The sequence below is a fragment of the Vibrio sp. zbq_1 genome, assembly GCF_043102935.1.
GTDB classification, from domain to species: Bacteria; Pseudomonadota; Gammaproteobacteria; order Enterobacterales; family Vibrionaceae; genus Vibrio; species Vibrio parahaemolyticus.
Map to the genome: position 1 here is coordinate 889,317 of NZ_JBICJH010000004.1, position 26,429 is coordinate 915,745.

At 44.5% G+C, this 26,429-nt stretch carries 23 protein-coding genes and 2 tRNA genes; 10 read left to right on the forward strand and 15 right to left on the reverse strand.

Annotated features, from left to right (window positions below; translation table 11 throughout):
• Positions 1 to 21: 21 nt before the first annotated feature.
• The 3 genes from alr (at position 22) to ACF8CV_RS04315 (ending at position 2,528) form a co-directional block, all read left to right on the forward strand.
• Entirely contained in the window at positions 22 to 1,251 is a 1,230-nt protein-coding gene (gene alr / locus ACF8CV_RS04305) for an alanine racemase (protein WP_138937312.1), read from the forward strand.
• Between the two features lie 240 nt (positions 1,252 to 1,491).
• On the forward strand, positions 1,492 to 2,223 hold the full coding sequence (locus ACF8CV_RS04310; protein ID WP_069522821.1) for an AzlC family ABC transporter permease: 732 nt from the start codon (positions 1,492 to 1,494) through the stop codon (positions 2,221 to 2,223).
• Complete coding sequence (locus ACF8CV_RS04315; protein ID WP_005460963.1) at positions 2,220 to 2,528, forward strand: AzlD family protein; 309 nt, start codon at positions 2,220 to 2,222, stop codon at positions 2,526 to 2,528. Before ACF8CV_RS04310 ends, ACF8CV_RS04315 begins: the two co-directional genes overlap by 4 nt.
• 168 nt (positions 2,529 to 2,696) lie before the next feature.
• Here the strand turns inward: ACF8CV_RS04315 and dld are convergent, their stop codons facing one another.
• The 6 genes from dld to ACF8CV_RS04345 all read right to left on the reverse strand — a co-directional run bounded on the left by dld (position 2,697) and on the right by ACF8CV_RS04345 (position 9,413).
• Positions 2,697 to 4,403 (reverse strand): D-lactate dehydrogenase, encoded by a 1,707-nt coding sequence (dld, locus tag ACF8CV_RS04320; RefSeq protein ID WP_138937313.1) that lies wholly within the window; start codon positions 4,401 to 4,403, stop codon positions 2,697 to 2,699.
• A 385-nt stretch (positions 4,404 to 4,788) separates the two neighbouring features.
• A complete protein-coding gene (locus ACF8CV_RS04325) occupies positions 4,789 to 5,691 on the reverse strand; it encodes a LysR family transcriptional regulator (protein ID WP_015313288.1) in 903 nt (300 codons plus the stop codon).
• A 221-nt stretch (positions 5,692 to 5,912) separates the two neighbouring features.
• Positions 5,913 to 5,988, reverse strand: a tRNA-Gly gene (locus ACF8CV_RS04330).
• A 3-nt stretch (positions 5,989 to 5,991) separates the two neighbouring features.
• Positions 5,992 to 6,065 (reverse strand) — tRNA-Cys (locus tag ACF8CV_RS04335).
• A 222-nt stretch (positions 6,066 to 6,287) separates the two neighbouring features.
• On the reverse strand, positions 6,288 to 7,742 hold the full coding sequence (gene viaA, locus ACF8CV_RS04340) for an ATPase RavA stimulator ViaA (RefSeq protein ID WP_005463855.1): 1,455 nt from the start codon (positions 7,740 to 7,742) through the stop codon (positions 6,288 to 6,290).
• 9 nt (positions 7,743 to 7,751) lie between these two features.
• Positions 7,752 to 9,413 (reverse strand): ATPase RavA domain-containing protein, encoded by a 1,662-nt coding sequence (locus ACF8CV_RS04345; RefSeq protein ID WP_005480265.1) that lies wholly within the window; start codon positions 9,411 to 9,413, stop codon positions 7,752 to 7,754.
• Positions 9,414 to 9,682: 269 nt separating this feature from the next.
• Between ACF8CV_RS04345 and ACF8CV_RS04350 the strand changes: the two genes are divergently transcribed.
• The 5 genes from ACF8CV_RS04350 (at position 9,683) to ACF8CV_RS04370 (ending at position 14,478) form a co-directional block, all read left to right on the forward strand.
• Positions 9,683 to 10,198 (forward strand): NUDIX hydrolase, encoded by a 516-nt coding sequence (locus tag ACF8CV_RS04350; RefSeq protein WP_005463851.1) that lies wholly within the window; start codon positions 9,683 to 9,685, stop codon positions 10,196 to 10,198.
• 23 nt (positions 10,199 to 10,221) lie between these two features.
• Positions 10,222 to 11,226: a low-specificity L-threonine aldolase gene (gene ltaE, locus ACF8CV_RS04355; protein ID WP_138937314.1), complete on the forward strand. Its 1,005-nt coding sequence runs from the start codon at positions 10,222 to 10,224 to the stop codon at positions 11,224 to 11,226.
• Between the two features lie 77 nt (positions 11,227 to 11,303).
• Positions 11,304 to 11,621, forward strand: coding sequence for a cytochrome c (locus tag ACF8CV_RS04360; RefSeq protein WP_005498990.1), 318 nt, complete (start codon positions 11,304 to 11,306; stop codon positions 11,619 to 11,621).
• Positions 11,622 to 11,849: 228 nt separating this feature from the next.
• Positions 11,850 to 13,382 carry a putative basic amino acid antiporter YfcC gene (yfcC, locus tag ACF8CV_RS04365; protein WP_005463845.1) on the forward strand — a complete coding sequence of 511 codons (1,533 nt, stop codon included), beginning with the start codon at positions 11,850 to 11,852 and terminating at the stop codon, positions 13,380 to 13,382.
• Between the two features lie 100 nt (positions 13,383 to 13,482).
• Positions 13,483 to 14,478 carry a succinylglutamate desuccinylase/aspartoacylase family protein gene (locus ACF8CV_RS04370; protein WP_138937315.1) on the forward strand — a complete coding sequence of 332 codons (996 nt, stop codon included), beginning with the start codon at positions 13,483 to 13,485 and terminating at the stop codon, positions 14,476 to 14,478.
• A gap of 64 nt (positions 14,479 to 14,542) precedes the next feature.
• Here the strand turns inward: ACF8CV_RS04370 and ACF8CV_RS04375 are convergent, their stop codons facing one another.
• Positions 14,543 to 15,697, reverse strand: a complete 1,155-nt coding sequence (locus ACF8CV_RS04375) for a multidrug effflux MFS transporter (protein ID WP_069493813.1) — start codon at positions 15,695 to 15,697, stop codon at positions 14,543 to 14,545.
• Between the two features lie 139 nt (positions 15,698 to 15,836).
• Here ACF8CV_RS04375 and ACF8CV_RS04380 point away from each other — a divergent pair, with 139 nt between their 5' ends.
• On the forward strand, positions 15,837 to 16,616 hold the full coding sequence (locus ACF8CV_RS04380) for a helix-turn-helix domain-containing protein (RefSeq protein ID WP_025509441.1): 780 nt from the start codon (positions 15,837 to 15,839) through the stop codon (positions 16,614 to 16,616).
• A gap of 18 nt (positions 16,617 to 16,634) precedes the next feature.
• Here ACF8CV_RS04380 and ACF8CV_RS04385 read toward each other — a convergent pair whose 3' ends face one another.
• The 3 genes from ACF8CV_RS04385 to ACF8CV_RS04395 are packed head-to-tail and all read right to left on the reverse strand — an operon-like array spanning position 16,635 to position 18,294.
• Positions 16,635 to 17,156, reverse strand: coding sequence for a lipocalin family protein (locus ACF8CV_RS04385; protein WP_020837932.1), 522 nt, complete (start codon positions 17,154 to 17,156; stop codon positions 16,635 to 16,637).
• A 55-nt stretch (positions 17,157 to 17,211) separates the two neighbouring features.
• On the reverse strand, positions 17,212 to 17,739 hold the full coding sequence (locus ACF8CV_RS04390) for a histidine phosphatase family protein (protein ID WP_138937316.1): 528 nt from the start codon (positions 17,737 to 17,739) through the stop codon (positions 17,212 to 17,214).
• A 30-nt stretch (positions 17,740 to 17,769) separates the two neighbouring features.
• On the reverse strand, positions 17,770 to 18,294 hold the full coding sequence (locus ACF8CV_RS04395; protein WP_138937317.1) for an AAA family ATPase: 525 nt from the start codon (positions 18,292 to 18,294) through the stop codon (positions 17,770 to 17,772).
• A gap of 409 nt (positions 18,295 to 18,703) precedes the next feature.
• Here ACF8CV_RS04395 and ACF8CV_RS04400 point away from each other — a divergent pair, with 409 nt between their 5' ends.
• Positions 18,704 to 19,084 carry a cystatin domain-containing protein gene (locus ACF8CV_RS04400; RefSeq protein ID WP_005480328.1) on the forward strand — a complete coding sequence of 127 codons (381 nt, stop codon included), beginning with the start codon at positions 18,704 to 18,706 and terminating at the stop codon, positions 19,082 to 19,084.
• 64 nt (positions 19,085 to 19,148) lie between these two features.
• Here ACF8CV_RS04400 and ACF8CV_RS04405 read toward each other — a convergent pair whose 3' ends face one another.
• The 5 genes from ACF8CV_RS04405 to tssI all read right to left on the reverse strand — a co-directional run bounded on the left by ACF8CV_RS04405 (position 19,149) and on the right by tssI (position 26,427).
• Positions 19,149 to 22,205: an AAA family ATPase gene (locus tag ACF8CV_RS04405; RefSeq protein ID WP_138937318.1), complete on the reverse strand. Its 3,057-nt coding sequence runs from the start codon at positions 22,203 to 22,205 to the stop codon at positions 19,149 to 19,151.
• Between the two features lie 9 nt (positions 22,206 to 22,214).
• The gene (locus ACF8CV_RS04410; RefSeq protein WP_138937319.1) at positions 22,215 to 23,348 is read right to left on the reverse strand and encodes an exonuclease SbcCD subunit D; all 1,134 of its coding nucleotides are present in this window, start codon (positions 23,346 to 23,348) and stop codon (positions 22,215 to 22,217) included.
• A gap of 96 nt (positions 23,349 to 23,444) precedes the next feature.
• Entirely contained in the window at positions 23,445 to 24,287 is an 843-nt protein-coding gene (locus ACF8CV_RS04415) for a transhydrogenase beta subunit (RefSeq protein WP_138937320.1), read from the reverse strand.
• Positions 24,288 to 24,578 (reverse strand): PAAR domain-containing protein, encoded by a 291-nt coding sequence (locus ACF8CV_RS04420; protein WP_005499010.1) that lies wholly within the window; start codon positions 24,576 to 24,578, stop codon positions 24,288 to 24,290.
• A 13-nt stretch (positions 24,579 to 24,591) separates the two neighbouring features.
• Complete coding sequence (gene tssI, locus ACF8CV_RS04425; RefSeq protein ID WP_005488647.1) at positions 24,592 to 26,427, reverse strand: type VI secretion system tip protein TssI/VgrG; 1,836 nt, start codon at positions 26,425 to 26,427, stop codon at positions 24,592 to 24,594.
• Positions 26,428 to 26,429: the final 2 nt, after the last annotated feature.

Sequence of the window (26,429 nt, forward strand, 5' to 3'; positions counted from 1 at the left end):
AAAAACGCGTATGGAGGTTTTATGCGCCTTAAGAAAACTCTTCTTTCTATTGCCATTGCTGCAGCAACGTTCACCCCTGCTATGCATTCAATCGCAGCTCCACTCCAGCTTCAAACGACGTTAGACCAAGAGAGTCAAATTCAATCATCCAACACTTGGCTAGAAATCGATTTAGGTCAGTTTAAGCAAAACATCGAGCAGTTTAAGTCACACATGAATGACCAGACTAAAATCTGTGCGGTGATGAAAGCTGACGCCTATGGCAACGGTATCGCAGGCTTAATGCCAACTATCATAGAACAGCAAATTCCTTGCGTAGCGATCGCAAGTAATGCAGAAGCACAAGTTGTGCGAGACAGCGGCTTTAAAGGTCAATTAATGCGTGTTCGCTCAGCAGAGATTGGCGAAATTGAAGGTGCACTTGATCTTAATGTTGAAGAGCTAATCGGCACGCTTGATCAAGCAAAGGCGATCGCTGCACTCTCTAAAAAAGCAAACAAGACAGTCAAAGTTCACCTTGCGCTTAACGACGGCGGTATGGGTCGTAACGGCATTGACATGACGACAGAAAACGGCAAAAAAGAAGCCCTTGCGATTACTAAGCAATCTGGCGTTGAGATTGTCGGTATCATGACGCACTTCCCGAATTACAACGCAGAAGAAGTACGCGCGAAACTTGGCTCATTCAAAGAAAGCTCGGCATGGCTAATTGAAGAAGCGGATCTAAAACGTGAAGACATTCTTCTGCACGTAGCGAACTCGTACACAGCGCTCAACGTACCAGAAGCTCAACTTGATATGGTTCGTCCTGGTGGTGTGCTTTACGGTGATCTACCAACTAACCTTGAATACCCTTCTATCGTGTCTTTCAAAACACGCGTAGCATCACTGCACCACCTACCGAAAAACAGCACTGTGGGTTACGACAGCAGCTTTACAACCACTAAAGAAAGCGTAATGGCGAACCTTCCTGTCGGTTACTCTGACGGTTACCCAAGAAAAATGGGTAATACGGCAGACGTGCTGATCAATGGTCAACGTGCAAAAGTGGTTGGCGTAACGTCAATGAATACAACAATGATCGACGTTTCAGATATCAAAGGCGTGAAGCCGGGTTCTGAGGTCGTTCTGTTCGGCAACCAAAAATCTCAAACCATCAATGCCGCAGAAATCGAGAAGAACGCCGACGTGATCTTCCCAGAACTTTACACCATTTGGGGCACATCAAACCCTCGCGTGTACGTGAAGTAATCTTACGACTTCCTTTTTAAACACTTCCTAACTCAAAGCGAGCTTCGTGCTCGCTTTCTTTTTTCGCTCAAAAAGCCCTGAAACACTGAGAACGTTAATGTCATCTTGTTGTCTGCGACGAAAACCACATTCTGGTTGTGTTTGAAAGCCCATCCAATTGATGTTAAACATGCAGTTTACAAAATCACAACAATACCCATTTGGGGCTTCTCCCGACTTTGCTGCCGGCTAGGTACATTTATGACAGAAAATACATCCTCTTTTCCTCGATCTTCTGGGGAGCTACATGAGTTCACTCGGGCTGACGTCTGGGGTGGATTTACTCAGCTTTTACCGCTTTCCTTTTTTGTGGTGGTCTTTGGCCTCGCCTTTGGGGTTGCTGCGGTGCAAACCGGCTTAGACGCCTTTCCGACTCTTTTAATGAGTACGCTCGTCTTTGCTGGTGCGTCTCAGTTTGCCACGTTAGAAATGTGGGGATCTGAAGTACCACTTGTACCGGTTTTGATTACTGTGTTTGCCATCAATGCTCGCCACCTTCTGATGGGTGCGACGCTCTACCCTTGGCTGAGACAGCTACCGCCACATAAGCGCTATGGCATTATGTTGCTTGCCTCCGATGCAAACTGGGCAATGGCGATGAACGCATTTGGCAAGAAAGAGCCTGGGTTTGGTTTGTTGGTCGGCGGAGGGCTTGCGCTTTGGGGCTTCTGGATTGTCGGCACGTGGATGGGGATCTACTTTGGTGGAGCCATCAAAGATCCAGTCAGTCTCGGACTTGATATGGTCATGGGTTGCTTTTTACTTTCTATGGTTGCAGGCGGCCCTAAAAATCTGCGTATCTTCGCGATTTGGGGCATGGCTGCAGCTTCATCACTGATGGCTTACTGGTATTTACCAGAAAACAGCCATGTCGTTGTCGGCGCAATCGCTGGCGGTATTTTAGGTGCTTGTTGGAAGGAGAAAAAAGCATGAACATTGAAACAAGCTTAGGCGGCACGCTGTTTATCATTATCGCAATGGGATTGGTAACTCTGGCAACTCGCTGGGGTGGCGTTTATGTGATGTCATTCATTCCGATTAGCGAACGCGTGCAACGTTTTATCACCGCTATGTCAGGGTCTGTACTGATTGCCCTCTTAGCGCCTCTCGCCGTCGAAGGTGACAACGGTGCGAGAGCCGCGCTATTTTCAACCGCTGTGGTGATGTTTATCGTTAAAAAACCGCTTCCTGCTATTGCTGCTGGCATTATCGCTGCCGCCGCAGTGCGCGCTTTCTAAAACTGGGTTTTAAATCGCGTCAACGGCTCAGAAAAGCCATATTCATCAAAATCACGATTCATAAACACCAAAGCCCTGCTGACTCTAATGTCGTCAGCAGGGCTTTTTCTTCATGTTTGATGAATCTCAGATATATAAGCCTAAGACTCTAGTGATCAATACAGGGGCTTAAGCACAGCAGTTACAGTTGCGCTTATATTTGTCCATTTTACCGATGCCCGGGTTAAAGGTATTGGTTGGATCAAGCTCGTGGTAGAACTTCTGTAATGAGTTTTCTGCTTCGTACAAATGACCCACATTGTGTTCAGCTGGGTATTTCGCACCACGACTATTGAGGTGCTCTAACATCAGCTTCTTCATCAATTTGGTATCTGTACCTTTTTTGAAGATGTAATCCTGATGGAAGACGTAACACATGAAGTGCCCGTAATAGAGCGACTGAACCAGATTTTTGCTCACCTCTTCAGGCAAAGTTTCCAACCACTCTTCATCATTTCTGCGCAATGCGATATCGAGCGCAACAATGTCTTCAACCTCGTTGCGATGAATCGTTTCGTAGCGAATCGCAGCCCCAGCCGCCGCAAAACGATGTAAGTAAGCTTTTTTACCTTCATCTGGCGTACATTCGAAGAAATCGCAGTCATCTTCAACAGCCCATACTTCTTTCAGGTATTTTTGTGCCTCTTCAATTCCGCCATCACTCATTTTTAGCACTAAGTGGTGCTCGTATTTATCGCGGAATTCTAACATTCGCTCAGGCAAATGCTGCGGGAACAATTTGCTTGCGTAGTACAAAATGGTGTCTGGCAAATATTTGCTGACAAATGGCACTCGCTCTAAAAAGTTCTCTACTTTTGCTTTCAATGCGAACATCTTAGGCAGTTTGTCCGTACCCAATAAGTCGATCGATAAAAACACGTCTTTGCCGTATCTCTCTGCCATATTGAAGATATCGCGATGCAGATACTCCCCCATTTCAGGCAGGTTATCGAATTGAGTCAGAAAATCTTTTCTCAATTTGGTTAACTTGTTTGCGTCGTTCGTACCCAAGTAAAACACTTGCTCTTTGCTTGGAACTGGGTAGCTATCAACACGCACTGCAAACACGCCCAATTTGCCCGCACAACCGCTCGCTTCAAACAAGCGACGCTCGTCTGCATTAAAACGTGAAGGGATGTCAGACGTCACGTCACGTACTCGTTCATCATATTCTTTGTCTGATGCCATGCGATCATCGTGAACAATCTTGCTTGGGTCGAAATTACCTTCTTGCAGATTGTGAAGAATCTCTTCCGGCGTCTCACCCAAGCCATCAATACCAAGATGGTTAACCAGATGGAGGTTGCCCTGCTTATCGACCTGCGCGTAGATGGCAAGCTCAGTATACGCCGGACCGCGTTTCACTAACGCACCGCCTGAGTTATTGGCAATGCCACCAACAACCGTCGCTCCTAGCGATGAAGATCCAATAATAGAATGCGGCGCGCGGTTAACGGCTCTGAGTTCTTTTTCTAGTGAGTGTAGACTTGCACCGGGTAAGCACACCGCCTGTTTGCCACCATCCAGCAGATGAATTTTTTTGATTTTGGTAATGTTGATCACCACGACATCGCGGTCATAGTCGTTACCATTTGGTGCAGAGCCTTCTGTGAGACCTGTTTTCGCAGCCTGCATGATGATGATGCAGTTCGCCTCGACACACTGTTTAATGATCTTCCATTGTTCTAACAAAGTGTTAGGAAACACGACGGCAAGCGCTGTACCACTACCAGAGCGAAAACCTGAGCGGTAGTATTTGGTTTTAACCTGATCGGTCAGGACATTCTCTTCCCCGACTATCGTTTTAAATTCTTCTATCAGCTGCTTTTGTTTCATATCCGTATCTCTAGTTATTTTGCATCACTCACATCCAACCGAACACGGTGTGGATTTGAGTTTGGCTCACTATAAGCAGTCAATTTCCCTGCGTCCATCCGGGTCAAGCGTACAAACCTTAACCAGCACTCACATAGCGTAATTAATCTGTTGTTTTTCTGTAACTTAGCGTTCACAAACCGACGTTAGAACGAAAGAAACAGATCGTTTCCAAAAAGAAACAATAACAAAACCATTCTTTAACAGGTGTGCGCAACGTCTTGTTATCAAAGTAAGTGATGAGGGAGTAACACCGTGTAAGTGGCTAAATTGGATAAATTATTTAAGAGAAAAGGTGGAAACAAAACCACAACACCAAAGTAACCAATGGCGTTGTAGACTTGATTTAAAATCGATGATTTTGACTTTGGAAGCTGTTGTATAGGTGATCAATGAAGATCTTAATCTTCTCGGGTTGCTGCCTTGTGTATGGGTAGACAGCGTAGATACCCAAGCATTTCGCCGTTTCTTCTTTGAACAACTGGATCAAGCTGCCCTGCTTTAAATCTTCATACACCAATACACGAGGTACGTAGATAACACCTTGCCCTAACAGCGCGACATTTCGTAACGCGGAAGAGTTGTTGGTGCATAAGTTGCCATCAACGGTAACTTGGTACGTCTTATCGTCGGATTTAAACGCCCACTCACGCGCGCCAGTCTCCTGATAGGAGTAAACCAAACAGTTATGCTTAGTAAGTTCGCTCGGCTGCTTTGGAATGCCATGCTTGGCAAGATACTTGGGAGACGCACACACCACCCAGTTTGCATCCACCAGCTTTCTGGCAATAAGGCTAGAATCTGGCAACATGCCAGTACGAATGGCCAGATCGAAACGCTCATTGACGATATCGACAAATCGATTATCAAGTTCCATATCGATATTGATGTCAGGATACTTGTCATTGAACTCCGAAATCACACCCGGAAGAATCAACTCACCAGAAATGGTAGGTACCGTGATCTTAATGTTGCCAGACAGGTTCTTCCCCAATCCAACGATCGATTCTTCGGCTGTAGCAACAGCTTGATAAACCGCTTTAGCGTGCACAAAGAAGGATTGCCCCGCCTCTGTCAACGTCAGCGTTCTCGTCGTGCGATAAAGAAGCTGAACACCTAATTCTTGCTCCAACTTCGCAATACGTTTACTAACCACCGATTTAGTGAGCTCCATGTGCCTTGCCGCACTGCTGAAGGAGCCTTGTTCGACCAAATGGTAAAAAATGATGTAATCGTCGGTGTTTCTCATGCGTCTTCGTCAAATCCTTTAGAGGCCGATATTGTAAACCGATATCAGCCGAGGCGCTAAATGTAGGGTCACAGTTACCAATGGTGATACCTACAAATCACGAGAGAGAAATAAGAATAGGATCTGTTTTCGGATATTCAGATACAAAAAAACCAGCTTCCGCTGGTTTTAAGTTAATGCTTTAAGCATCGAGATACCGCAATTGCCATATCTGAATAATTTGGAGCGACACACGAGGTTCGAACTCGTGACCTCAACCTTGGCAAGGTTGCGCTCTACCAACTGAGCTAGTGTCGCAAATGGAGGCGCGTCCCGGAGTCGAACCGAGGTCCACGGATTTGCAATCCGCTGCATAGCCACTCTGCCAACGCGCCTTTCTTTAACGCTTTAAGAGGTCTCCCCCGTTGCGTTGGTTGCTACTTTACGGATTCAGAAAAGATAGTCAAACAAAAATCTTTCATTTTCTGTTTGTTTGCTTTTTTTTAAATCAATCAGATGAAAATTCGATCCAATTGCGTATTTATTGATTCTGCCCCAAACACTTTCATCCGGTAAACGAACTAAAAATAAAGCGGCGAATTCGCCGCTTTAGGTCATCAACCGTTACTTACACGCTTGAGTAAACGTCCCACAACGTTTGGATGGTAAGACCAAGTATGATCAAACATCGACATTAACGCAGGGTTTCCGTACTTAGATAAACTGATCGCATGGAAGCGGTTTTTCTTCGCTTTAAGCGCATCCACTTTTGCCAACAACTCATCTTGCTGTTTTGGCGCAATAAAATCAGAAATTACCACCATGTCGGCGTTTTTGTATTTATCTCCACTCATCAAATCGATGGATTTGATAAGCGTTGGCTCCAAATCTGTACCACCATGGAAACTGTACGTTAAGAAATCCGCCGCCTCACGCAAACCATCTTGTTTGGTGAGCTCGTAAGTAATGTGTTCAGTAGAGAAAATGATCACGTAACAATCGCGCTGTTCGGCCAGTGCGATCTGCATTAACGCATACGCCATCGCTTTTGCGCACTGCTCAGGGAAACCACTCATCGAGCCAGAGGCATCCACACAGACGATGAACGGCCCTTTTTCGATATCCACAGCTTTGTTGTCTGGACGATGCGCTTTGACTTTACGTAAAGTGCGAGATTTACCTTGCGTGCGATAGTTCATCAAACGCTTGTCGACCAGATGCTTGTAGAACACAACTTCTAGCTCTGGGTAGGCCAAAAACATGGTTTCGTTTGGCAGCAGCTTGTTGAGATCGTCACTTTCATGGATACCGACGATATCATCAGTCGCTTCGTCGCTTTTTTCTTCAACCATTTGCAGCTCTTCCGCTGGTGCACGGTTTAAGTCAGGATCATTCACTTGCCCAGCCATACGGCCAAGCTGTTCTGCGATTTCTTGCAAGCCTTTGTGCTTTTTCAAAAACTCTGCATGGCGCTTCATCACCGTTAAATCGGTTTTGCTGAGTTTTGCCGAAGCCATATCCCACAAGCGCCCTACGCTTTCAGCGTCGCCAGATTCCGTCACTTTATCCATATTGCGCATGGTTTCCATACGTTGATACAGATCGTTAAGAACTTTCTCTTTGTTGGCTTCTAACTCACTTACTTGCGCCTGTTTAATTGCATCAGCAAGGCTTTGATACCATTGGTCACAGAAGTAATGCGGGAACATAGGGTTATTAACCCCTTTGTTTTTCTCCATCATGCGGCGTGCTTGCATGTAAAACGCAGAGTGCCACTCAAGCTTTTTGATCACATCCTCTATGCGCTCAAAAAACTCGTCTTCATCCCAGTGAATCACTTCTTGATATAAAGCGAGCTCTTGTTGGAAACGCTCCGTCTCACATACTTTGGTGATGCGTTTCTTTACGTTGCCGCGCCATTTTAACAAATGGTTTTTCACCGACGATTTTACACCTCGGTTTTCTGCCATCATCATGACTTGAGAGCGAGCCATCAAATCATTTACAGCACTGTCGATGATGCCTGAATCCGCCACCATCAGCGCCAAGTTGAGTCCGTCTGCACCTAACATGTCGTCTCCTTAAGAGAAAAACTGATGTAAGTTTTTAAAGCGTTGAATGATCTTCTCGCTTTCACCTTGGATAGACTCAAGTCGTTGGCTCACCTGTTGCAGACTCGACTCCATAAGACGTGGTAATTCAGGATCCACAAAACTGTGTGGCAGTGCATCATGAAAGTTCGCTTTGACTTTACGCATGTGGTGCTCTGCTTCACTCAGTTGGTTTACGGCTTTTTCGCTTTGCGACAACCATTTTTGGTACAGCTCAATGTCCAAACCTTGTTGCGTTACCAAGCTCACCAAAATACCGCGGTTAGCAATATCGCGGATCACCAAGTTGTTCGCCGCATCCACATCAAAACGCAGACGACACATATTGGTGTTTTGGTTTACGTAACCGTACACATCACCTTGGCCATCTTTGATCACACGATCCAGCTCATCTTTCGGTACATAAACCCAGCGGCTATCCCCTTTTTCCGATTCCGATACCGACATGTTGCTTTGCAAGATCACCAGCTTCACTAGGTTAACAGCTGCACCCACTTTGTAGGTTTTCGCCTTCGAAGTATCGAAACGCATGGTTTCTTTGCGCAAAATACCCGTTGCTGCTTCAGAGGTCAGCGTCATGCGGTAGGTATCTTCTAGCTCATGCTGAACATCAATCAAAGACTCGCGGCAGTACTCGATTTCCTGCTCTGCGTCTTGTTGGTCAAAAGCGTGCTTGAGCGCGAATTCTTGTACCACTTCACGCACGACATCACGCGACTCAGGGCTATTCCAGAGACAGTCTTGCAATAACAACAGATCAAGAGGATTAATTTCATCACGACCATTAAAGAAAGCGCTCGCTTTCAGTAACTTAACCGCCTTTTTCCAGCGACGGTCAGACACGTACATGTCGGTATGTGCTGCGTCACCAAATTGTGCTTCCACTTTGGTTTCCAGCATCGTTTTTAGCTGGAACAGCTTTTCAAATGCATTGTCGGTGAGTGTCAGTTTGTCGAGTTGTTGCTGCCACTGGTGATACTCTTCATCGGTAATCGCCAAACCTTCCGGAATTTGCGCTTCTTGCGATGTGCCAACGGTCAGCATGGATTTGAAGTTTTGCTTATTCTGAATTCGGTTTACGAACACACGTACGAGCATTCGGTCGTACAGTGCGTCTAGGCCGCTGTCTTCATCTGGTAATTCGTTGGAAGCAGAAACCAACAAACGCATTGGAACACGTTCAATGTCACTGCCATTTTTGAATGTTTTTTCGTTCACGACGGTCAACAGAGTGTTCAGAATCGCAGGGCCCGCTTTCCAAATCTCATCAAGGAAAACGACTTGCGCTGTAGGTAGGTAACCTTTGGTGAGTCGGACATAACGGCCGTTGTCCTTCAACTCTTGAATACTCAAAGGACCAAACACTTCTTCTGGTGTCGAGAATCGAGTCATCAAGTATTCAAAGTAACTGCTGTTATCAAAAGCTTGGATAAGACGCTTTGCAATAAGACTCTTTGCAATACCTGGAGGACCTAAAAGAAAGACGCTCTCCCCAGCCAAAGCGGCAAGGAGACAGAGTTTGATGGTGTGTTCGCGTTCATAAACGCCATCAGTTAACGCTTTTGCAAGCTTGTTAATACGCTCGGAAAGTAGTGCTTTTTCGGCATTGGATGCAAAAGAAGGTTGGATCATACGTACTCCGGCTGCTGAACTGATGCTGTGTATTTATTTTTATACATTTGTTATCACTTTGTTACAAGTGTAATTTGTTCGAATCACCCTTATAACAGATGCTTATCTCTCTCTTTGCTGAGCAATCAAAGTTTCCATTTATGAGATATAGCTCACTGAAAGTGCAAACGCTTTCGTGGCCTTGCAACAGTTTTTGCTTTTGTTTCCCAGCGTTTGTGGTTAATGTTCAAAAACGTCAAATTGCGGTCATTGCTAGGGTTTACAACTGCATGAGCAAAACTATTCATAAATGGAAGCAAATTTCTTTGGTTGAAGAAGACGTTCAGCTTCCTACTGGTCAAGTCATTTCACACACCACCATTCACCATCCAGGCGCTGCTGTAATACTGCCAATCGCTGCCAATGGCGATATCGTCTTAGTGAATCAGTTTCGACCTTCTCTCAATAAATGGCTTCTGGAGTTACCAGCAGGGACTCGCGAAGGCGACGAAGACCCGCTCTGCTGCGCGCAACGTGAGTTGGAAGAAGAAACCGGCTTCAGCGCAGATAAATTTACCCCACTCGGTCAAGTGACACCACTTGCTGGGTTTTGTGATGAAATTCAGTATTTGTTTGTCGCCGAACACTTAGCCAAAACCAATCGCTACGAGTGTGACGACGATGAAGTGATTGAAGTCGTGACATTGTCACGGGAACAGCTCGAAGAAAAAATTATTGATGGCACCATTACCGATGCCAAAACCATCGCTTGCTTAAGCAAAGCTCGCCTTTGCGGATACATTTAGGAATTTGGACCAAGGAGATATTCATGGATTTTCGTTCAGACACAGTGACTCAACCCACCCAAGCTATGCGCGAAGCAATGTTCAGCGCCCCTGTTGGCGATGATGTTTATGGTGACGATCCTACCGTAAACGAGCTAGAGCAGTTCGCGGCTGAATTAGCAGGGTTCGAGGCAGCGTTGTTTACCACTTCTGGCACGCAAGCAAACCTTTTAGGGTTAATGGCACATTGTGAGCGTGGCGATGAATATTTATGCGGCCAGCAAGCACACAATTACAAATATGAAGCAGGTGGCGCAGCGGTACTGGGTTCTATCCAGCCTCAACCAATAGAAAACAATCCAGATGGCACGTTGCCATTTGACAAATTAGAGGCAGCAATTAAACCTGATGACGCGCACTTTGCTCGTACTCGTCTGCTAAGTTTAGAAAACACCATCAACGGTAAAGTGATCCCACTGTCTTACTTAGCGGAAGCTCGTGAATTCGTTAATAAACACAATCTGAAACTGCATCTCGACGGTGCCCGCGTGTTTAACGCAGCTGTTGCGCTCGATGTTCCCGTCAAAGATATTGGTCAATACTTTGATTCCATGACGATTTGTTTATCGAAAGGTCTTGCGGCACCCGTTGGTTCACTGCTGCTTGGCAGCAAGGAATACATCGCGAAAGCTCGCCGTTTAAGAAAGATGGTCGGTGGCGGAATGCGTCAGGCAGGTATTTTAGCGGCAGCAGGTAAACTGGCGATCACGGAACAAGTCGCGCAGTTAAAGCAAGATCACATCAATGCAAAAGCATTGGCGGAAGGTTTAGCTGAACTACCGGGTTTCTCGGTAAATCCTGACTTCGTTCAAACCAACATTGTGTTTGCTAAGTTGGATGCTAAAGTCGATATCCAAAGCATCGCGGAGCAACTCAAGCAACAAAACATCATCATCAGCCCAGGAAACCCAATTCGCTTTGTCACACACAAAGGCATCTCTGCTGAAGATATTCAAACCTTCCTATCGAGCCTTAAATCTCTGCTTTAGATTGATTTTGATCATTGAGCTTCCCCTTGGGGGAAGCTTTATTCTACGGTCAATTATCGCTAAATCGAGAATCCATAATGCTAAGAACCCTCCTTTTAACGTCTCTCATTTTTACTTCCACCGTTTATGCCAATCCTTTTGGCGATGCTGAGAAAGGCAAAGTTAAAGCTCCAAGCTGCGTATATTGCCACGGCACAAATGGACTAAGCAGTAATGACGCCTATCCGAACCTTGCAGGTCAAAGTCCTAAATACTTGTATGACTCGATGAAAGCCTATCAGGATGGTTTGCGAACCGGGCCACTGGCAGAGATGATGAAAGCGCAATTACGTATGCTGAACGATGAAGATCTCCGCGATGTTGCTGCATTTTTTGCCGAGCAATCAGGCGACTAAACGGTCTGCATTAATGAGTGAGAAAAGGCTCGTCAGCAGTACGAGCCTATTTATTTTCCTGAATATAAAACCAACAACACATTTCACCAATAAATGAACACAAATCAATCAAACACACTTTAGATCAAATATTTGATGAATTTATAGTTCACTACAGGCATTAATATTGACTTTTTATTCTACTTTATCGATATTTCATGCTTTGTTTGATTCGACGTGAAGTAAGTTATGTCTCACACACATGCGCAGCCATCGGAATCGGCTGCAACAAAGCAATCATGGCAGATGCCTGACACTCTCATTTTAATCTTTTTTGTTGGTATCTTTGCTGCGATTCTTACCTATCTAATTCCTGCTGGTCACTTTGATAGCCAACAGGTGTCTTACGTGGTAGATGGTGCGGAAAAAACACGTACTGTTATTGATCCGTCTTCATTCTCGTACGCAACCGACGAAAACGGCGAGCTGGTTTACAACAAAGTGGGTCTCTTCGCTTCTGGCGGCGGTATCGGCTTGATGAACTTCCCATTTGAAGGTCTGGTTTCAGGTTCAAAATGGGGCAGCGCAATCGGCGTTATCATGTTTATGCTTGTGATCGGCGGTGCTTTTGGTGTCGTGATGCGCACGGGCACTATCGACAACGGTATCCTTCGTCTGATCGACAAAACCAAAGGTAACGAAGCGCTCTTCATTCCTGTTCTGTTCTTGCTGTTCTCTTTGGGCGGCGCTGTCTTTGGGATGGGTGAAGAGGCGGTGGCGTTCGCCATCATCATCGCTCCATTGATGGTTCGCCTAGGTTATGACGGCATTACGACCGTAATGGTGACTTACGTTGCGACTCAGATTGGTTTTGCGACATCTTGGATGAACCCATTCTCGGTTGCGATTGCACAAGGTATTGCTGGTATTCCTGTACTATCGGGCATGACGGTTCGTATGGCACTTTGGGTTGGTTTTACACTCATCGGTATCGCCTTTACGATGGTTTATGCGTCTCGCATCAAAGCAAATCCTGAGTACTCTTACAGCCGCCGTACGGATAAATACTTCCGTCAGCAAGAACTAGGTAGCCACGACTCTCGTTGGAACTTCGGAGACACGCTCGTTATTCTAACGGTTATCGCAACGACGATTTGGGTGGTTTGGGGCGTAGTAGCCAAAGCATGGTACATCCCAGAAATCGCTTCTCAGTTCTTCACAATGGGCTTTGTGGTTGCCATTATCGGTACGATCTTCCGCCTAAACGGCATGACCCTTAACTGTGCGGCGGATGCTTTCAAAGAAGGCGCAGCAATCATGCTAGCTCCTGCTCTTTTGGTTGGCTGTGCGAAAGGTGTATTGCTTATTCTGGGAGGTGGTACTACCGATGAAGCAAGCGTACTGAACTCGATTTTGAACAGCGCAGGCGGCGTGATCAGCGGCCTTCCTGATGTCGCCGCAGCTTGGTTGATGTATGTGTTCCAATCCATCTTCAACTTCTTCGTGACCTCGGGTTCTGGCCAAGCAGCACTTACGATGCCTCTGCTGTCTCCTCTTGCAGACATCGCTGGCGTAACGCGTCAGGTAGCGGTTCTGGCATTCCAACTGGGTGATGGTTTCACTAACGTGATCGTTCCTACTTCTGCGTCCCTAATGGCAACGCTTGGCGTGTGTCGTATCGACTGGGGTGACTGGGCGAAATTCTGCTGGCGCTTTATGCTATTACTCTTTACCCTATCGAGCATTGTCGTCGTCGCAGCTCACGTGATGGGTTTTGCGTAAACTGATTAACAGATAAGAAGGCGAGACAAGTTCTCGCCTTTTTTGATTCAAGCCAAATGGCAAATAAGCATCAAAACGATGTTTTGGAGTGACAACTTTAATGGCAACACAATTTCTGGATGACGTAATTCAAGGTCATCAAGTCATTCAATCTCTCGACGTAACTAACTTGCCTGCTGGCGAGCATAAATTCTGGTTCCGCATTGCAACCAATGCCCTATCTCAGTGGCAACACCTACCAGTATTGGTATTCAAAGGCGACAAGCCGGGCAAGAAGATTATGATCACTGCCGGTGTTCATGGCGATGAATACAACGGCGTTCTTGCCGCGCAAAAAACAGCTCGAGAGCTAATCGGCAAAGAACTGGCGGGCACTGTCACTGTTGTTCCAACCATCAACTTAACGGGTATGTTGAACCACAGCCGCGATTTTTACTCCGCTGATCCTGATGCCTCACCAGCAAACCTAAACCGCTTTTTCCCAGGCGACACAAACGGCAATGAGGCCAATCGCTACCTGTTTGCATTATGGAACAATCTGCTTAAGCCAAATGCAGAGCTTGCGATTGATCTGCACACCCAAACCAGTGGTGCCGCTTACCCATTGTATGTGTTTGCCGATTTCCGTATCGAACAATCGTTGGAAATGGCTCGTTCAATTAACCCAGACGCTATCTTAAACGATCCGGGGGACGCAGGTGTTTTAGAAACCGTGTGGAACAACAGCGGTATTCCAAGCATTACTATCGAAGTGGGCATGGGGCGTTACACTGAGCAAGCGCTGATTGATCGCACGGTTGCGGGGATTTTTAACGTGCTAAAGCGCCACGAAGTGATTTCTGGTGAAGCTTCGCCAGTCATCCCTTGCCTTGAAGGTAACGAGATCATCAGTATTCGAGCCGAGTTTGGTGGCTTCGTTCTACCACAAGTGAAAATGATGGATACCGTTGAACAAGGTCAATTGCTTGCGATTCAATACGATAGCTTTGGTGACGAAATTCAGCGCTACATGGCACCAACTAGTGGCACGGTATTAAGTCACAACATTGAGTCGATCAGGGCTCCTGGTTCATTGGTTGTTCGCCTAATCAAATAGCCCTAGTTGTTCGCTATTTGAAAGCACTTTTTCGGATAGGTCAGTTTGCAACAAAAAGCCCCGCTCATTTAGCAGGGCTTTTTACGAATAAAATCTGTTTCTTCATTCGTGACATTGTCACTAACAATACGGTTACTGCACAACTTGTCTGTACTACACCTAGGTTTTGAATTATTCCTGCCAATCCAAGCCCCGACCCAATCAGTAAGTAGTACATCAACCCAAATACTGCGCCAGCACTGCCCGCTTGCTGTTTATAATTCACCAAAGCAGCGCTTAGTACATTAGGTATCGCAATGCCAAACGCCATCACGACCAATAACATTGGAACTAAAAACCAAATAGATGTTTGAGCCCAAAAGACACCAAACCCACCAGCCAACAACAGTATCGATGCGATCCACAACAAAGATGTTTGCGTTCGTCCTTTACCCAGCATAAATTTATTCAACAAACTGCCGACAAAAGTACCTAAGCCAAGTACAACGCCACTGTATCCAAACTCCGATGAGCTAAAACCTAACGCCTCAAATGTGAAAGCACCTAATTGGTAGTAAGAAAACAATGCGATATTGTAGAGCGCAACTAATAACGTCGATTGCCAGATTTGCGCATCTCTCAGCATTCGCCCCAGAAGTGAACCCATATTCAAAGGCTGTTTCTGAATTTGTGTCTCTGGCAGTTTGAAAACGTTGTAAACAAACAAGCCTAACGCCATGACAAACAGTGTAAAAAAGACTGTTTGATAGCCGCCCAATGCGGTTAACTGGCCGCCGAGCAACATGCCAATCACCGGACTGACAGAAATTCCTATTCCCATTACGCCGAATACTTTACCCAGTTCTTCGCCAGAAAAACTGTCCCGCAACATGGTTTGCGTCACCACAGAACCAACCGCAATACCAAAGGCGCTCAACGCTCGAGCCAACATGACCACATCAAAGCGGTCAGTTTGCATCGCAACCAATGCAGAAAGCCCATAAACGAGCAAGCCAACTAGCATGGTTGGACGTCTTCCCCATTTATCTGCTAATAGACCCCAAACCACGACTCCGATTGCAAATGCTGTAAAGTAGATCGATAGGGTTTGCGCTGCTTGCGAATAGGTGATTGAGAATGACTGTGCAATATCACCAAGTGCAGGGCTGTAAATCGTCTCTACAATTTGCGGAAACATCAGCATCACAACCATTAATCCAATAGAAGGTTTCGTTTTCATTTTTGCCTCTCTATCCCACTTCGACCTGATGAATTCAGAAGCTTAAGTGGGTAACAAACTTAACTTGGCGCGCAGTATAGAAGGCGTTATGCTTTACCCATTAACACCATTAAGACCAAAAACATCAAAATTCGGACAAATGGCACTTATTGAAGAAAACTCTCAGTTTGATGCAGACAAGCTCACAGCCAACGTGGTCGGCATTGCTGCAGATGTTGGTAAACACGACTCAGGGATGCATCAGCACCATAAAGGTCAGTTACTTTACGCGCCACAAGGATGCATGACGTTTGCCCTAAATGATTCCATTTGTATTTTGCCGCCAACCAAAGCAGTGTGGATCCCACCTCATACTCCACATCGCGCCGTAATGACGAATGTTGTGGCGTATCGTTCTGTTTATTTCGATTGTGACAAGTTTTCTTGCCCAAAAAGCATCGTAATGATTGAAGTTAACGATCTCCTAAAAGCACTGATCAATAAAATGGCTTTGTGGGAGTGGGACATAGAACAAACCAAAACAAATGCGACAACCATATTGTTTTGGGAAGAGTTTTATCAAGCGAAGCAATTCGAGCTCACTTTACCATTGCCATCGGATCGTCGTTTGGCTTCATTTCGAAACGCGATGACAAAAGACGGATTCATTGCTCCTGATCTCAACCATTTATCGAAAACAATCGGGGCAAGCGGTAAGACAATTACAAGACTGTTTAAGTCCGAAACAGGCATGTCTTATCAAGATTGGCGCCAGCAATGGCGATTGTTAAAGGCAATAGAGCTGTTGTGTGAGGAGAGACAAGTCAGTGATGTTGCCCATTGCTTAGAGTTTTCATCAGACAGCGCATTCATTGCGTTCTTTAAAAAACAAACGGGACAAACACCACTGAGCTTTATGAAGCATCGAACCTTACTGTAAGGTCAGCAGTTGGACAATTTACTGTTTTTGATCGACCAGGATCAACTCATCTAGCGCAAAGCCTTTCTCTTTGGCGACTCGCTTAAATCGCTCCACCGTCGCCTTATCGACATTTGGTTTCCGAGAAAGTAGCCACAAGTAATCATGGTTAAAACCTGAGATAAAGGCATACTCATAGTTTTCTCCTAGCTCGAACACAATGTACGAGGAATAGAACGGGCCAAAAAATGAAACTTTAAGATGGCCGATGTTTTCATCTCCAACGAAATACGCTTTGCCTTCGGCTTGTGTCCACTTTTTATCTTCTTGCGAATAACCACGGTTGATAACCGTGACACCACCGTCTTCACGCAATTCGTATTCAGCCGTAACGTTAGAGAGGCCGCGCTCAAAGGAATGATCCAGTCGAGCTATTTCATACCATTTACCGAGGTATGGTTGGAGTGCAAAGTTGTTTACAGGCTCAACATCATCTGGTTTTGACGTACAACCAAACATCGCGATCAAACATAACAACATCCATGCTTTTATAGATTTCATTTTTAACTCCATTAGCGATTACTCATTGATTTTACTCTATAAGATAGAAAATCGATCACAGACGAAAGATTTTAGAATCTCCGCAAGCCAACCCTTGTTCCTGATAACCTTGCAAAGCTTCAAAAACATTGAAATGACTGACGACAATAACTTTGTCATATTGTCTGTACCTGTCCAAAACCTCCATCGTTCGTGCTTTTAACGCTGTCACATGCTCATAGCGCTCGTCGCTCATCGGCAGTCTTAGTTTTAGCAACTCGCGATATTCGTGCCAACGCCGGTCTCGCTCAGCCAACGAAATATAACCACCAGAAGTATCCGCCCGCCACTCTCTCAGATCGTGTTCGACAAACAATTCAAATCCATGACGACGGTTAAGGATCTCCGCCGTTTGGAGCGCTCTCGTATATGGTGAACAAATAATAGCCTGCGCATCATCGAATACGGCGTTGGTAAGCTTTTGATGAAGTTCCGATAGATACGCTCGATCTAATGGCGCGTAATCTTTCTCTAACTGCGTCATGCATCTTTCATCAGCTAATGAAAAATCTGGCACGCCATGTCGCACAAAAATAATTTCCATCTATTTGTTTTCTCTTATCTTTTACTTATTTTATAGTTTTTCGAGATAAGCTTGTGCTTTTTTCGGGTTAGTCAAATGAACAAATTGAATGGGTGAGCCGCTCAATTCACGTTTCAGTTGAAGATATTTTTGTCGTCGTTTGGCGTAGTTTTTAATAGACCATAATACGATGGAGTCTTTTGTGAACAGTCGATACAGACTTTCTCTGTTACCAGTCCCTTCCCACAGCTCTTGCTTTGTGTAAATACGTGTGAGTGCACGTTTGATCGCTCGATAAAACGTCACCGTTCTTGAATAGTCCAACCAAATGATCGTGTCGACGTCTTGCCACTTTATGCCTTCAGTTCGAGAATAGTTTCCATCCAAAACCCATTCGCTTTGCGTGAGGGCCGTTTTTAAGTTGCTGAAAAACTCATGGTCGGTGCTTTCTCGCCAGCCCGCTTTCCAAAACAATTTGTCCATTTCGATATGTGTAACGTCGAGCTTCTGAGCTAAGGCTTTTGCGAAAGTAGACTTACCACTGCCGCTACTACCAATGACATTTATCCTTTTCATATAACGCCCTCCATGGCGCTGGCAACAAACTGACGAAGAACGCTGCAGTTAGTCAAAACTACAGCTTATTTTTACAGGTCGGTGATAGTAGTGTTTTGTATGATTGATAAGAAGTTTCAACGTCAATCATGTGAACCATAACTCATATTAAATTTGATTTATAGCGCTTAACGCTGCCCCAACTCTCGAGTAAATTGAGTCTTCGTAGGCAACAACATCACGAGTTTTTACACTGTAAACTGATTTATCAAGAACAGAGTGTTTGATTTATCGTGCTTATTTTCTATGTAAACTCGCTCCAATTACTCATCGAATTAACTTTGTGCATATCAAAAGTTTGCACAACATAGACAATGGCGTGATTTCATCACCACTATAATACGATCCGATATGAATAGAGGTGATGGTTATGATGTTAAAAACAGTGTCGACTTGTGCAATTTTGGGGTTGCTTGTTGGTTGCCAACCAAAAAACCAAGAAGAGACGACACATGTAACAGCCTCGGCAGATGTATGTAATACACAGGGAAACATGCCAGGTGGGTGGAACGAATTTGATGCTACCCCTGATGCACAAAAGGCGATGGCCTTTGTCCTGAAACAAATGGATACTCTTTCGTCATTCAAACAAATTCTGACAGTTCATGCACAAATAGTGAGCGGTGTGAACTACGCAATTGAATTTGAAATGGATGATGGCTCGATTTGGAACACTATTGTGTATCGTAATCTCGACGGAGAGTACGCGATTACTCAATCGCCAAAAGAAGGTCACTTCTGCGAACAATAAGTGTCAGAGTCGATAAAAAAGCCCCATAAAGGGGCTTTTTTGTTTTCATTTAACTATTTGATTTTTATTTAGATAATAGCATCTGAGATTTAACCGAAACGGTAGAACCAAACCTAGACGGTTCAACATCGATTCGCAACGCCATCTGCTCTTTGAGTTCAGACACGTGTGAAATTACGCCAATCATGCGACCCGTTTGTTGCAAGTCGACCAATGTTTGAATCGCCAGATCGAGAGATTCAGGGTCCAAGCTACCAAAGCCTTCGTCGATGAATAACGTATCTAAACGAATTCCACCGCTGTAAGATTGCACGACATCAGACAAGCCTAATGCCAAAGCTAAAGCTGCCATGAAGGATTCTCCCCCCGACAACGTTGCAACATCACGCATTTTTCCGGTGTAACCGTCTTCCACCACGAGATCAAGTCCTCGCCCTGCTGCACCCTTAAAACCCTCTGTTTTACGCGCTAGAATATATCGACCCTTGCTCATCAAACTCAGTCGTTGAGAAGCTTGAATCAACACATCATCCAATAAAACCCCCAACACAAATCGGTGTAAACTGATACGGCTGCCCGTTTTACCACTGGCGACATCATAAAGCGTACCGAAAACTTTGTACTCTTCCTCTAATTTACGGTTTTTATCGTGCAGATTCGAAATTTCATTGCGAACTTTTTCCAAGCCTTCAAACAGTGAACGCGTGCTATCCAGCTGATTTCTAATTTCTAGATACGAATGTTGAGCAGTGCTTAAACTCCCGTTAAGCGCTTCTAAATTAGGCTTCTCGACCTCCTTCAAAACTTGATTTAAATCCGCAAGAGTTTGTTCTAACTGAATTTTTGTCTGCTTAAAGTTATCTATTTCTTGTTGCCAAGTTTGAGTTTGTTGTTCACTCACTTTACTCTGTAAGAAGTGCGCTTCATCAGCAAACGCACTCGCTTTTAGTGCGCTTTCCCATTCGGTTTTAGCATTTTCCAGTTTACTATTCGCTTCCAACAGCCACTGTTGGTGAGTCGTCAACTGACTATCGACATTTGATTTCGCCAGCACAGCTTGTTGTAACTGCGCTTGCGCAGATTCTAGGCCGTTATTCAGCTCAACAATTTGCTTGTGTATCTGAGTCAAGTCGTTTTCTAGTTGCTCTAGTGATGTGTATTTATCATCTAATGACGCACTCAATTTCGCTAACTGCTGCTGATTTGCTTTAATCGTCGATTCATTTGCAGCCATCTGGTTTTGCAAATCGTTGATCTTACCTTCGCCAACCACACAACGTTGATTCAACTCGTTCACGCTTTGCTCAAGCTGAGCAATATTAATTGCGTTCAAATGCTGTAATCGTTCATTGAGTTGATGAATTGATGCCTGTAATGCTTGCAGCTCTAGGTTCGCGTTCTGCCCCAACTCCGAAACCATTTGCTCAATTTGCTGCGTGTATTGAGCAATCGCAATATTGTGTTGTTCCAACTGGTTGCTCAATTGGTTCAGCGTGATTTGAGCCTCACGCTCCTGATGACGAGCCTGTTGAACTTGCTCTTTTGTGACTTCATCACCAACAAATTGAGCAGGCTGAGGATGTTCGGTACTACCACAAACGGGACACTTCTCTCCAGTTTGTAAACGAAGAGCAAGAACTGCCGCTTGCGCATTATGCCAACTGAGCTCTAACGCATCCGCTTCACGTTGAAGGTTTTCATAGTGAGACTTGGCTTGAGTTACCGAGGCTTGTTTACTTGATGTCAATGCATCTAGCTTTGAAAGCTCTTGATTTAAATTACCTAACTTTTGAAGATCCGACATCAAACGCTGCTGCTGTTTGATCTCTGCATCCACACCACCAATACTTGCGACATCAATGCGAGCTTGCTCCAACACTTTTTGCGCTTGCAGGGCGTCTTGCGTCAGTTTTTCCCTAAACACTATGTATTTTTTTAGCGTTTCTTCAAATTCTGATTTCTGCTGAAGTCCTGCAGCGATGGCACTATCCAGTTCAACCTTCTCGACCAACTTGCTTTTCATGCTTTCAAGTTGGTATTGCTGCTCTGTCAGCCTAGGAACCCGATTCGCTTGTTCTTTTGCCTGTTGGAAGGCTTGTTCCTTCGTTTTTAAGACGTCGTCAGCGGCTTTTAAATCTTGAGAAAGAACGGCAACCTTTTGGTTTAAATCTTGAACTTGCTGGGCGGCATTTTGCAGCGTGATATAAGGCAGTTCAATCCTACTCGCCTTTTTCGCATTCTCTAACTGCAGTTGGCGAGCCGAAATGGTTTCAGTTTGTTGCAAGTGCAGATGGAGCGAGGCTTCTGCTTGTTCACGCTTTTTAAATTCATTACTTAACGTTTCAGCTTTCTGAATTTCTGTTTTCACGGCATTTAACTGAGCAAGCGATTCCTGCTCTCGCTTTTGCGCTGACGCGAATTGGACAGACAGCGTTTCACGTTGTTCTGTTAACTCCGCTTCTGATGTCACTCCCGCAACTTGAAGCGCGCCACGAATTTGGTTATCAAACTCATCTTTTGCTTTGCTTATCGAGCTTGCTTTGTCTTTTAAGGCGTATTCAATCTTTTTATAGATATCCGTTTCGAATAACTGGCCAAAGATTTCTTCACGCTCTTTAGACGTTGCTAATAACAGCTCGCGAAATTTACCTTGAGGCAATACCATAACCTGACGGAACTGAGTTTCGTTCAAACCAATAATATTAGTGATCTCAGTTTTAACTTGGGTCGTTTTGCTGGTGATGAGTTTTTCTGTCTCACCCAATTCATACAATGACGCCGTGTGTTTGCGAACGGTCAAGCCCTCACCACGGGCTTTCGGAGCTTCTTGCTCCGGCGCGCGAGTCACTCGGTAAACTTTGCCATGCAAAGAGAAATCTAGAGTTACTTCGGTTAGCAGCTGTGGCGATGCTAAATCACAGCGCATTTGGATCCCTTGACGTTCATTGCTAGTGGTTTCGCCATATAGCGCAAAGCAAATCGCGTCTAAGATCGAGGTTTTACCTGAACCAGTAGGTCCATTAATTAAAAATAAAGCATTACTTCCAAGCTTTTCAAAATCAATAGTTTCTGTTTTCGCAAACGGACCAAAGGCTTGCATCGTGAGTTTGATTGGTTTCATATTTGGCCCTTACTGCTGTGAAAGTTGCTTAATGATGTTGCTGATTGCTTGCTCTTGCTCATTTGATAACTCACTATCCTGTGCTTCAGCAAAGAAATCTTTGAACATGTCAATTTCACTGCGAGCGAGCTTAGCTTGCGCCATTTCTTGCTCGACACCAATTAGCATTCCTGGCTTCTCTAGATGCAAAACATTCGGGTAAACCGTACGAAGTTTCTCCATCGGATTTAAAATGGCGTGTTTATCCATTAATCTCACCAGTAAATAATCTTCATTTTTCGGATCCGTTTTGCCCCACTCTAGAATTTGTTCCAATTCGCCTTCAACGATACGCATTTCATGAGGCGCAGTTAACTCAATATGTTCCGCCCCAATAAAGCCATCTTTGCCGATTTCAACTAATGTGAAGCCTTTCTTTTGATTTTGTTCACCGAAGCTGTACTTCATCAACGAACCAGAATAACGAATGTACTCCTCACCTTTCTTTTGAGGTTGGTGCAAATGACCTAACGCGACATAATCGAAGTTTAAAAAATGCTCGTGGCTAACTCGATCAGAGCCACCGATAGAGAGTGGTCGCTCTGATTCAGATTCAATAGCACCATCTACGAAGCAATGACTGATTAGAGTATTTCGATGCTCAGATTGGAACTGCTCTGTAATTTTTTCGGCAAGCAGTTTATGAGCTTCATCGTGTGTCGACACCGGCTCTTTATACACATAACGTACTTGTTCAGGATCATTGTATGGCATTCCATAGAAAGCCACATGACCAGCAGCTTTCGTTTCAATCACAACTGGCGTTAACATATCTTCAAAGTTGCTGATGATATGCAATCCCGAACGTTTCATTTGCTCAGAACCAAAACCCAAACGCTCTGCGCCATCGTGATTGCCTGAAATCAATATCATAGGAGTATTGAGCTCACCACAGATTTGCTTTACGACTCGATTAAGCAACTCGATAGCAATCGTTGGTGGAACGGAGCGATCATAGACATCTCCGGCAACGATTACAGCATCAACCGGATTGTTTTCAATATATTGGATAAGTTGCTCAAGAACTGCCTGCTGATCTTCAAGCAAAGAGACATTGTGAAACTGTCGGCCAAGATGCCAATCTGAGGTGTGGATAAACTTCATTCGAATTCACTTTCTGCCACAAACATGGCGTTATCTTATTATCCCGTTAGGATATCGTGACTTCGTAAGCTTTTCATGTGGTTTGTGTTGATTGATCTAAGAATTTTCGCTCTCATTTCGACCAAATAAGGCTCCAACAACATACCCACTTGGCTCGATGTCTAGCTGAACAGCGTGAAAGCGTTCACTCGCCTCGTTCAATTGTTGTTGATACAGGCAAACTGCTTTGAGAATACCGCTACAGGCTCCAAGCGAACCTAACTTCACATTCAGAAAATGGTATCTAGTGTCGGAGGTAATCCACGGTGAGAAGCTCTGAATATGATGCATCCAAATAGGCTCTTCGCCTTCAACAGATACAGTAAAGTCACTCACTGGATATTTACAGTTAAGCCCTAACTGCTGAAGGACCTTCTCTACTGCGATTGACTGTTGTGTGGCATCTAAATCAACACAAACGTTTCTGCTGAATAAACCACCTTTGCACGGCTCGCATTTCGCCGCCACGACCGAACTACGCGAACCATTCACGTCATCATTTTTGGCATTAAATCCCAAAACCCAGGTAGGTCGACTTGAGACCAACTCTCTTTTTATTCTTCCAAGAGCCATCAAAAAGGATGCCTGCCCGTAAGGATACAAGTAGATATTTGTATTTGGATGACCACCTAAGGCAGAGGATATCTCAAGCATGATTTTTTTCAGTAGCGTTTTGTCGCTGAGTTGGGGCAACAATACGCAAACACAACCAGATACTTCTGCTTGTTTTAAGCTTCTCCCATGTGACGCAATCAGCTTAAAAAGTCGTTCTTCATAAACTTCATTGTTAACGTTTTGTGTTCTTTCACCGGAAAACCTAAATGAAGCATCGAGAATAGAGCTGACTTGTACTTCCTCATCGTCAATAAGACATAAAGGCATCTTAAAACCAATTCGCATCTATCCCCCGATGAGGACGGTCGGTACACCGACGAGAATTTTTCCACCATGAGATGTAGAGTCCCCTGATCTAGCAGCCGGTTTACCATTAATCTTAACGCTAGAAGACCCCGCAGATATGCTGTCAGGCGGCCCGATACAAACGAGTTTGTCACCTTTTCTCGCGGCAGGGATGCCTCCTATTTTTACATTTGGAGAACCCATAACAACAGGACCTCCAACATGAGGGATCTTGCCTGTTTTCTTTGGACAAAGGTGAAAACTTCCAATCACTGCTGCTGGTTTACCCATTCTCAGTTCCCTCTTAATTCAAAGAGATTTGTCCTGCTTTCAATGCGATTGCAGAGCCATTGATAGAAATCTTGTTGCCCTTAATGTTGATTTCGCCAGAACTCGACATTTGAATTGAGGCTCCACCGACTTTAATTTCAATACTTTTCCCTGCATTGAGGGACAGCACTTTGCCAGTGTCAGAGGTATAGTTCTCTCCCACCTTTAACATCGCATTTTTTCCAACGTCTTGAGTTACATCGTTGGTTACTTTCTCAACTTTATTGTTCTCAACCACAATATCCACGCAGTCTTCGACTAACATTTGGAACAACTTTTCTGCGTGAAGGTAAATGTGTTCTTCGCCAGGTTTATCTTCAAAGCGTAACTCGTTGAAATTGGCGTTTCCTTTTTGAACTGAGCGGGACTTAAAACCGCTTTGAGAACTTTTCTCTGGAAGAGAATACGGGGGCAACTGGCTCCCGTTATACAGCGCACCCGTGACAATAGGTTGATCTGGGTCGCCATTCACAAACTCTACGATAACCTCTTGCCCTACCCGAGGATGAAACACCGCACCCCATCCATTTCCGGCAACACTTTGAGCAACTCGAATCCAACACGAACTATTTACATCGTACTTACCCAAACGATCCCAATGGAACTGTACTTTTATTCTGCCATGTTTATCAACGTATACCTCACCGTCTTTATTACCAGTCACAATGGCTGTTTGAAGACCTTTAATTTGCGGTTTAGGGTAAGTAACCGCCGGCCTTAAAATGGTTTTAGAGTCCACACAAGTAAACGCAACACGAACACCTTGAGAAGCGGTGCCACCCAGACCAGTTTGATTAAACACAGAAGCAAAAATCGTCACAGAGGCCAAGACATATTCTTTTCCTACTCGCGATTTATCTTCGTGTTTTTTGAACTTAAAACATTTACCCACAGAAAAGGTTCGACAACTCGCCTCTCCGCTACATAGATAAACGTTCTGTTGAAGGGATTCAATTGCGTGAGTGTTTCGAAGCGAGTACTGATCGTCACTTTCTGTTTCACCCAGATACTCAAAATACTCACTCGCAGGTACGGTAAACAGTGCAGTATCACCAGCAGCTACGTTTTTGGGTTGTGAGGCTGGTTTTAGCATATTGAAGCCAGACTTCTGGCTTGATTTAGTCGTTAAAACTTGTGTTTCGTTCCAAGCAGAAATGTGACTCGACTCTGAACTGCCTGTATCGAAATCGACCATAAACTCAGGACTGGGTTTGTAAAAGCTTACATCATCAAAAATATCTAGGACATGGGATGATTTAGAGTGACTAAAGCAAAAAGAGAGCCCCTCTTCGGCTAGGAGGCGCTGAACAAAAGCAAGATCAGATTCTTCATACTGAACTTTGTAGGAATATTGGGGATACGTATTTTTTAGTTCAAATTTAAATGCAACACCATGCTCTGAAAGCACTTCGGAAATAATGTCTTTTATATTTTTCTTCTGAAAGATCTTACAATTATTTCTGTACGCTGCGAACTTAACTTTCGGTTCAACAATAATTTCAATATTTTTGTAGTTTTCTCCATTATGAGAATTCATCACTCTCTGGCCTTCGAGCTTTGCAGCAGAGACAATGCCATGGAAAAAACGCGGACTTTTAGAAACACGACTACTATTTTCCACTGAAATCGTTACTTCTTTACCCACGATTTCATTGAGCTCATTTTTTTGATCATTAAAATAAGCTTTAGCACGCAATGAAAAAAGCTCCGAGATCCCTTCTCTATATTCGAACGAATTGAGAATAAGAGCATCTTTTCCAAACGGAGAAGAAATACGGATAAAGTTGTTGTCTTGACTTGCTTTTTTCATTG

Bases quoted from the DNA above. Each gene is read 5' to 3' on its own strand.
- alr (WP_138937312.1), top strand. From the start codon at position 22: ATGCGCCTTAAGAAAACTCTTCTTTCTATTGCCATTGCTGCAGCAACG.
- ACF8CV_RS04310 (WP_069522821.1), top strand. From the start codon at position 1,492: ATGACAGAAAATACATCCTCTTTTCCTCGATCTTCTGGGGAGCTACAT.
- ACF8CV_RS04315 (WP_005460963.1), top strand. From the start codon at position 2,220: ATGAACATTGAAACAAGCTTAGGCGGCACGCTGTTTATCATTATCGCA.
- dld (WP_138937313.1), bottom strand. From the start codon at position 4,403: ATGAAACAAAAGCAGCTGATAGAAGAATTTAAAACGATAGTCGGGGAA.
- ACF8CV_RS04325 (WP_015313288.1), bottom strand. From the start codon at position 5,691: ATGAGAAACACCGACGATTACATCATTTTTTACCATTTGGTCGAACAA.
- viaA (WP_005463855.1), bottom strand. From the start codon at position 7,742: ATGTTAGGTGCAGACGGACTCAACTTGGCGCTGATGGTGGCGGATTCA.
- ACF8CV_RS04345 (WP_005480265.1), bottom strand. From the start codon at position 9,413: ATGATCCAACCTTCTTTTGCATCCAATGCCGAAAAAGCACTACTTTCC.
- ACF8CV_RS04350 (WP_005463851.1), top strand. From the start codon at position 9,683: ATGAGCAAAACTATTCATAAATGGAAGCAAATTTCTTTGGTTGAAGAA.
- ltaE (WP_138937314.1), top strand. From the start codon at position 10,222: ATGGATTTTCGTTCAGACACAGTGACTCAACCCACCCAAGCTATGCGC.
- ACF8CV_RS04360 (WP_005498990.1), top strand. From the start codon at position 11,304: ATGCTAAGAACCCTCCTTTTAACGTCTCTCATTTTTACTTCCACCGTT.
- yfcC (WP_005463845.1), top strand. From the start codon at position 11,850: ATGTCTCACACACATGCGCAGCCATCGGAATCGGCTGCAACAAAGCAA.
- ACF8CV_RS04370 (WP_138937315.1), top strand. From the start codon at position 13,483: ATGGCAACACAATTTCTGGATGACGTAATTCAAGGTCATCAAGTCATT.
- ACF8CV_RS04375 (WP_069493813.1), bottom strand. From the start codon at position 15,697: ATGAAAACGAAACCTTCTATTGGATTAATGGTTGTGATGCTGATGTTT.
- ACF8CV_RS04380 (WP_025509441.1), top strand. From the start codon at position 15,837: ATGGCACTTATTGAAGAAAACTCTCAGTTTGATGCAGACAAGCTCACA.
- ACF8CV_RS04385 (WP_020837932.1), bottom strand. From the start codon at position 17,156: ATGAAATCTATAAAAGCATGGATGTTGTTATGTTTGATCGCGATGTTT.
- ACF8CV_RS04390 (WP_138937316.1), bottom strand. From the start codon at position 17,739: ATGGAAATTATTTTTGTGCGACATGGCGTGCCAGATTTTTCATTAGCT.
- ACF8CV_RS04395 (WP_138937317.1), bottom strand. From the start codon at position 18,294: ATGAAAAGGATAAATGTCATTGGTAGTAGCGGCAGTGGTAAGTCTACT.
- ACF8CV_RS04400 (WP_005480328.1), top strand. From the start codon at position 18,704: ATGATGTTAAAAACAGTGTCGACTTGTGCAATTTTGGGGTTGCTTGTT.
- ACF8CV_RS04405 (WP_138937318.1), bottom strand. From the start codon at position 22,205: ATGAAACCAATCAAACTCACGATGCAAGCCTTTGGTCCGTTTGCGAAA.
- ACF8CV_RS04410 (WP_138937319.1), bottom strand. From the start codon at position 23,348: ATGAAGTTTATCCACACCTCAGATTGGCATCTTGGCCGACAGTTTCAC.
- ACF8CV_RS04415 (WP_138937320.1), bottom strand. From the start codon at position 24,287: ATGCGAATTGGTTTTAAGATGCCTTTATGTCTTATTGACGATGAGGAA.
- ACF8CV_RS04420 (WP_005499010.1), bottom strand. From the start codon at position 24,578: ATGGGTAAACCAGCAGCAGTGATTGGAAGTTTTCACCTTTGTCCAAAG.
- tssI (WP_005488647.1), bottom strand. From the start codon at position 26,427: ATGAAAAAAGCAAGTCAAGACAACAACTTTATCCGTATTTCTTCTCCG.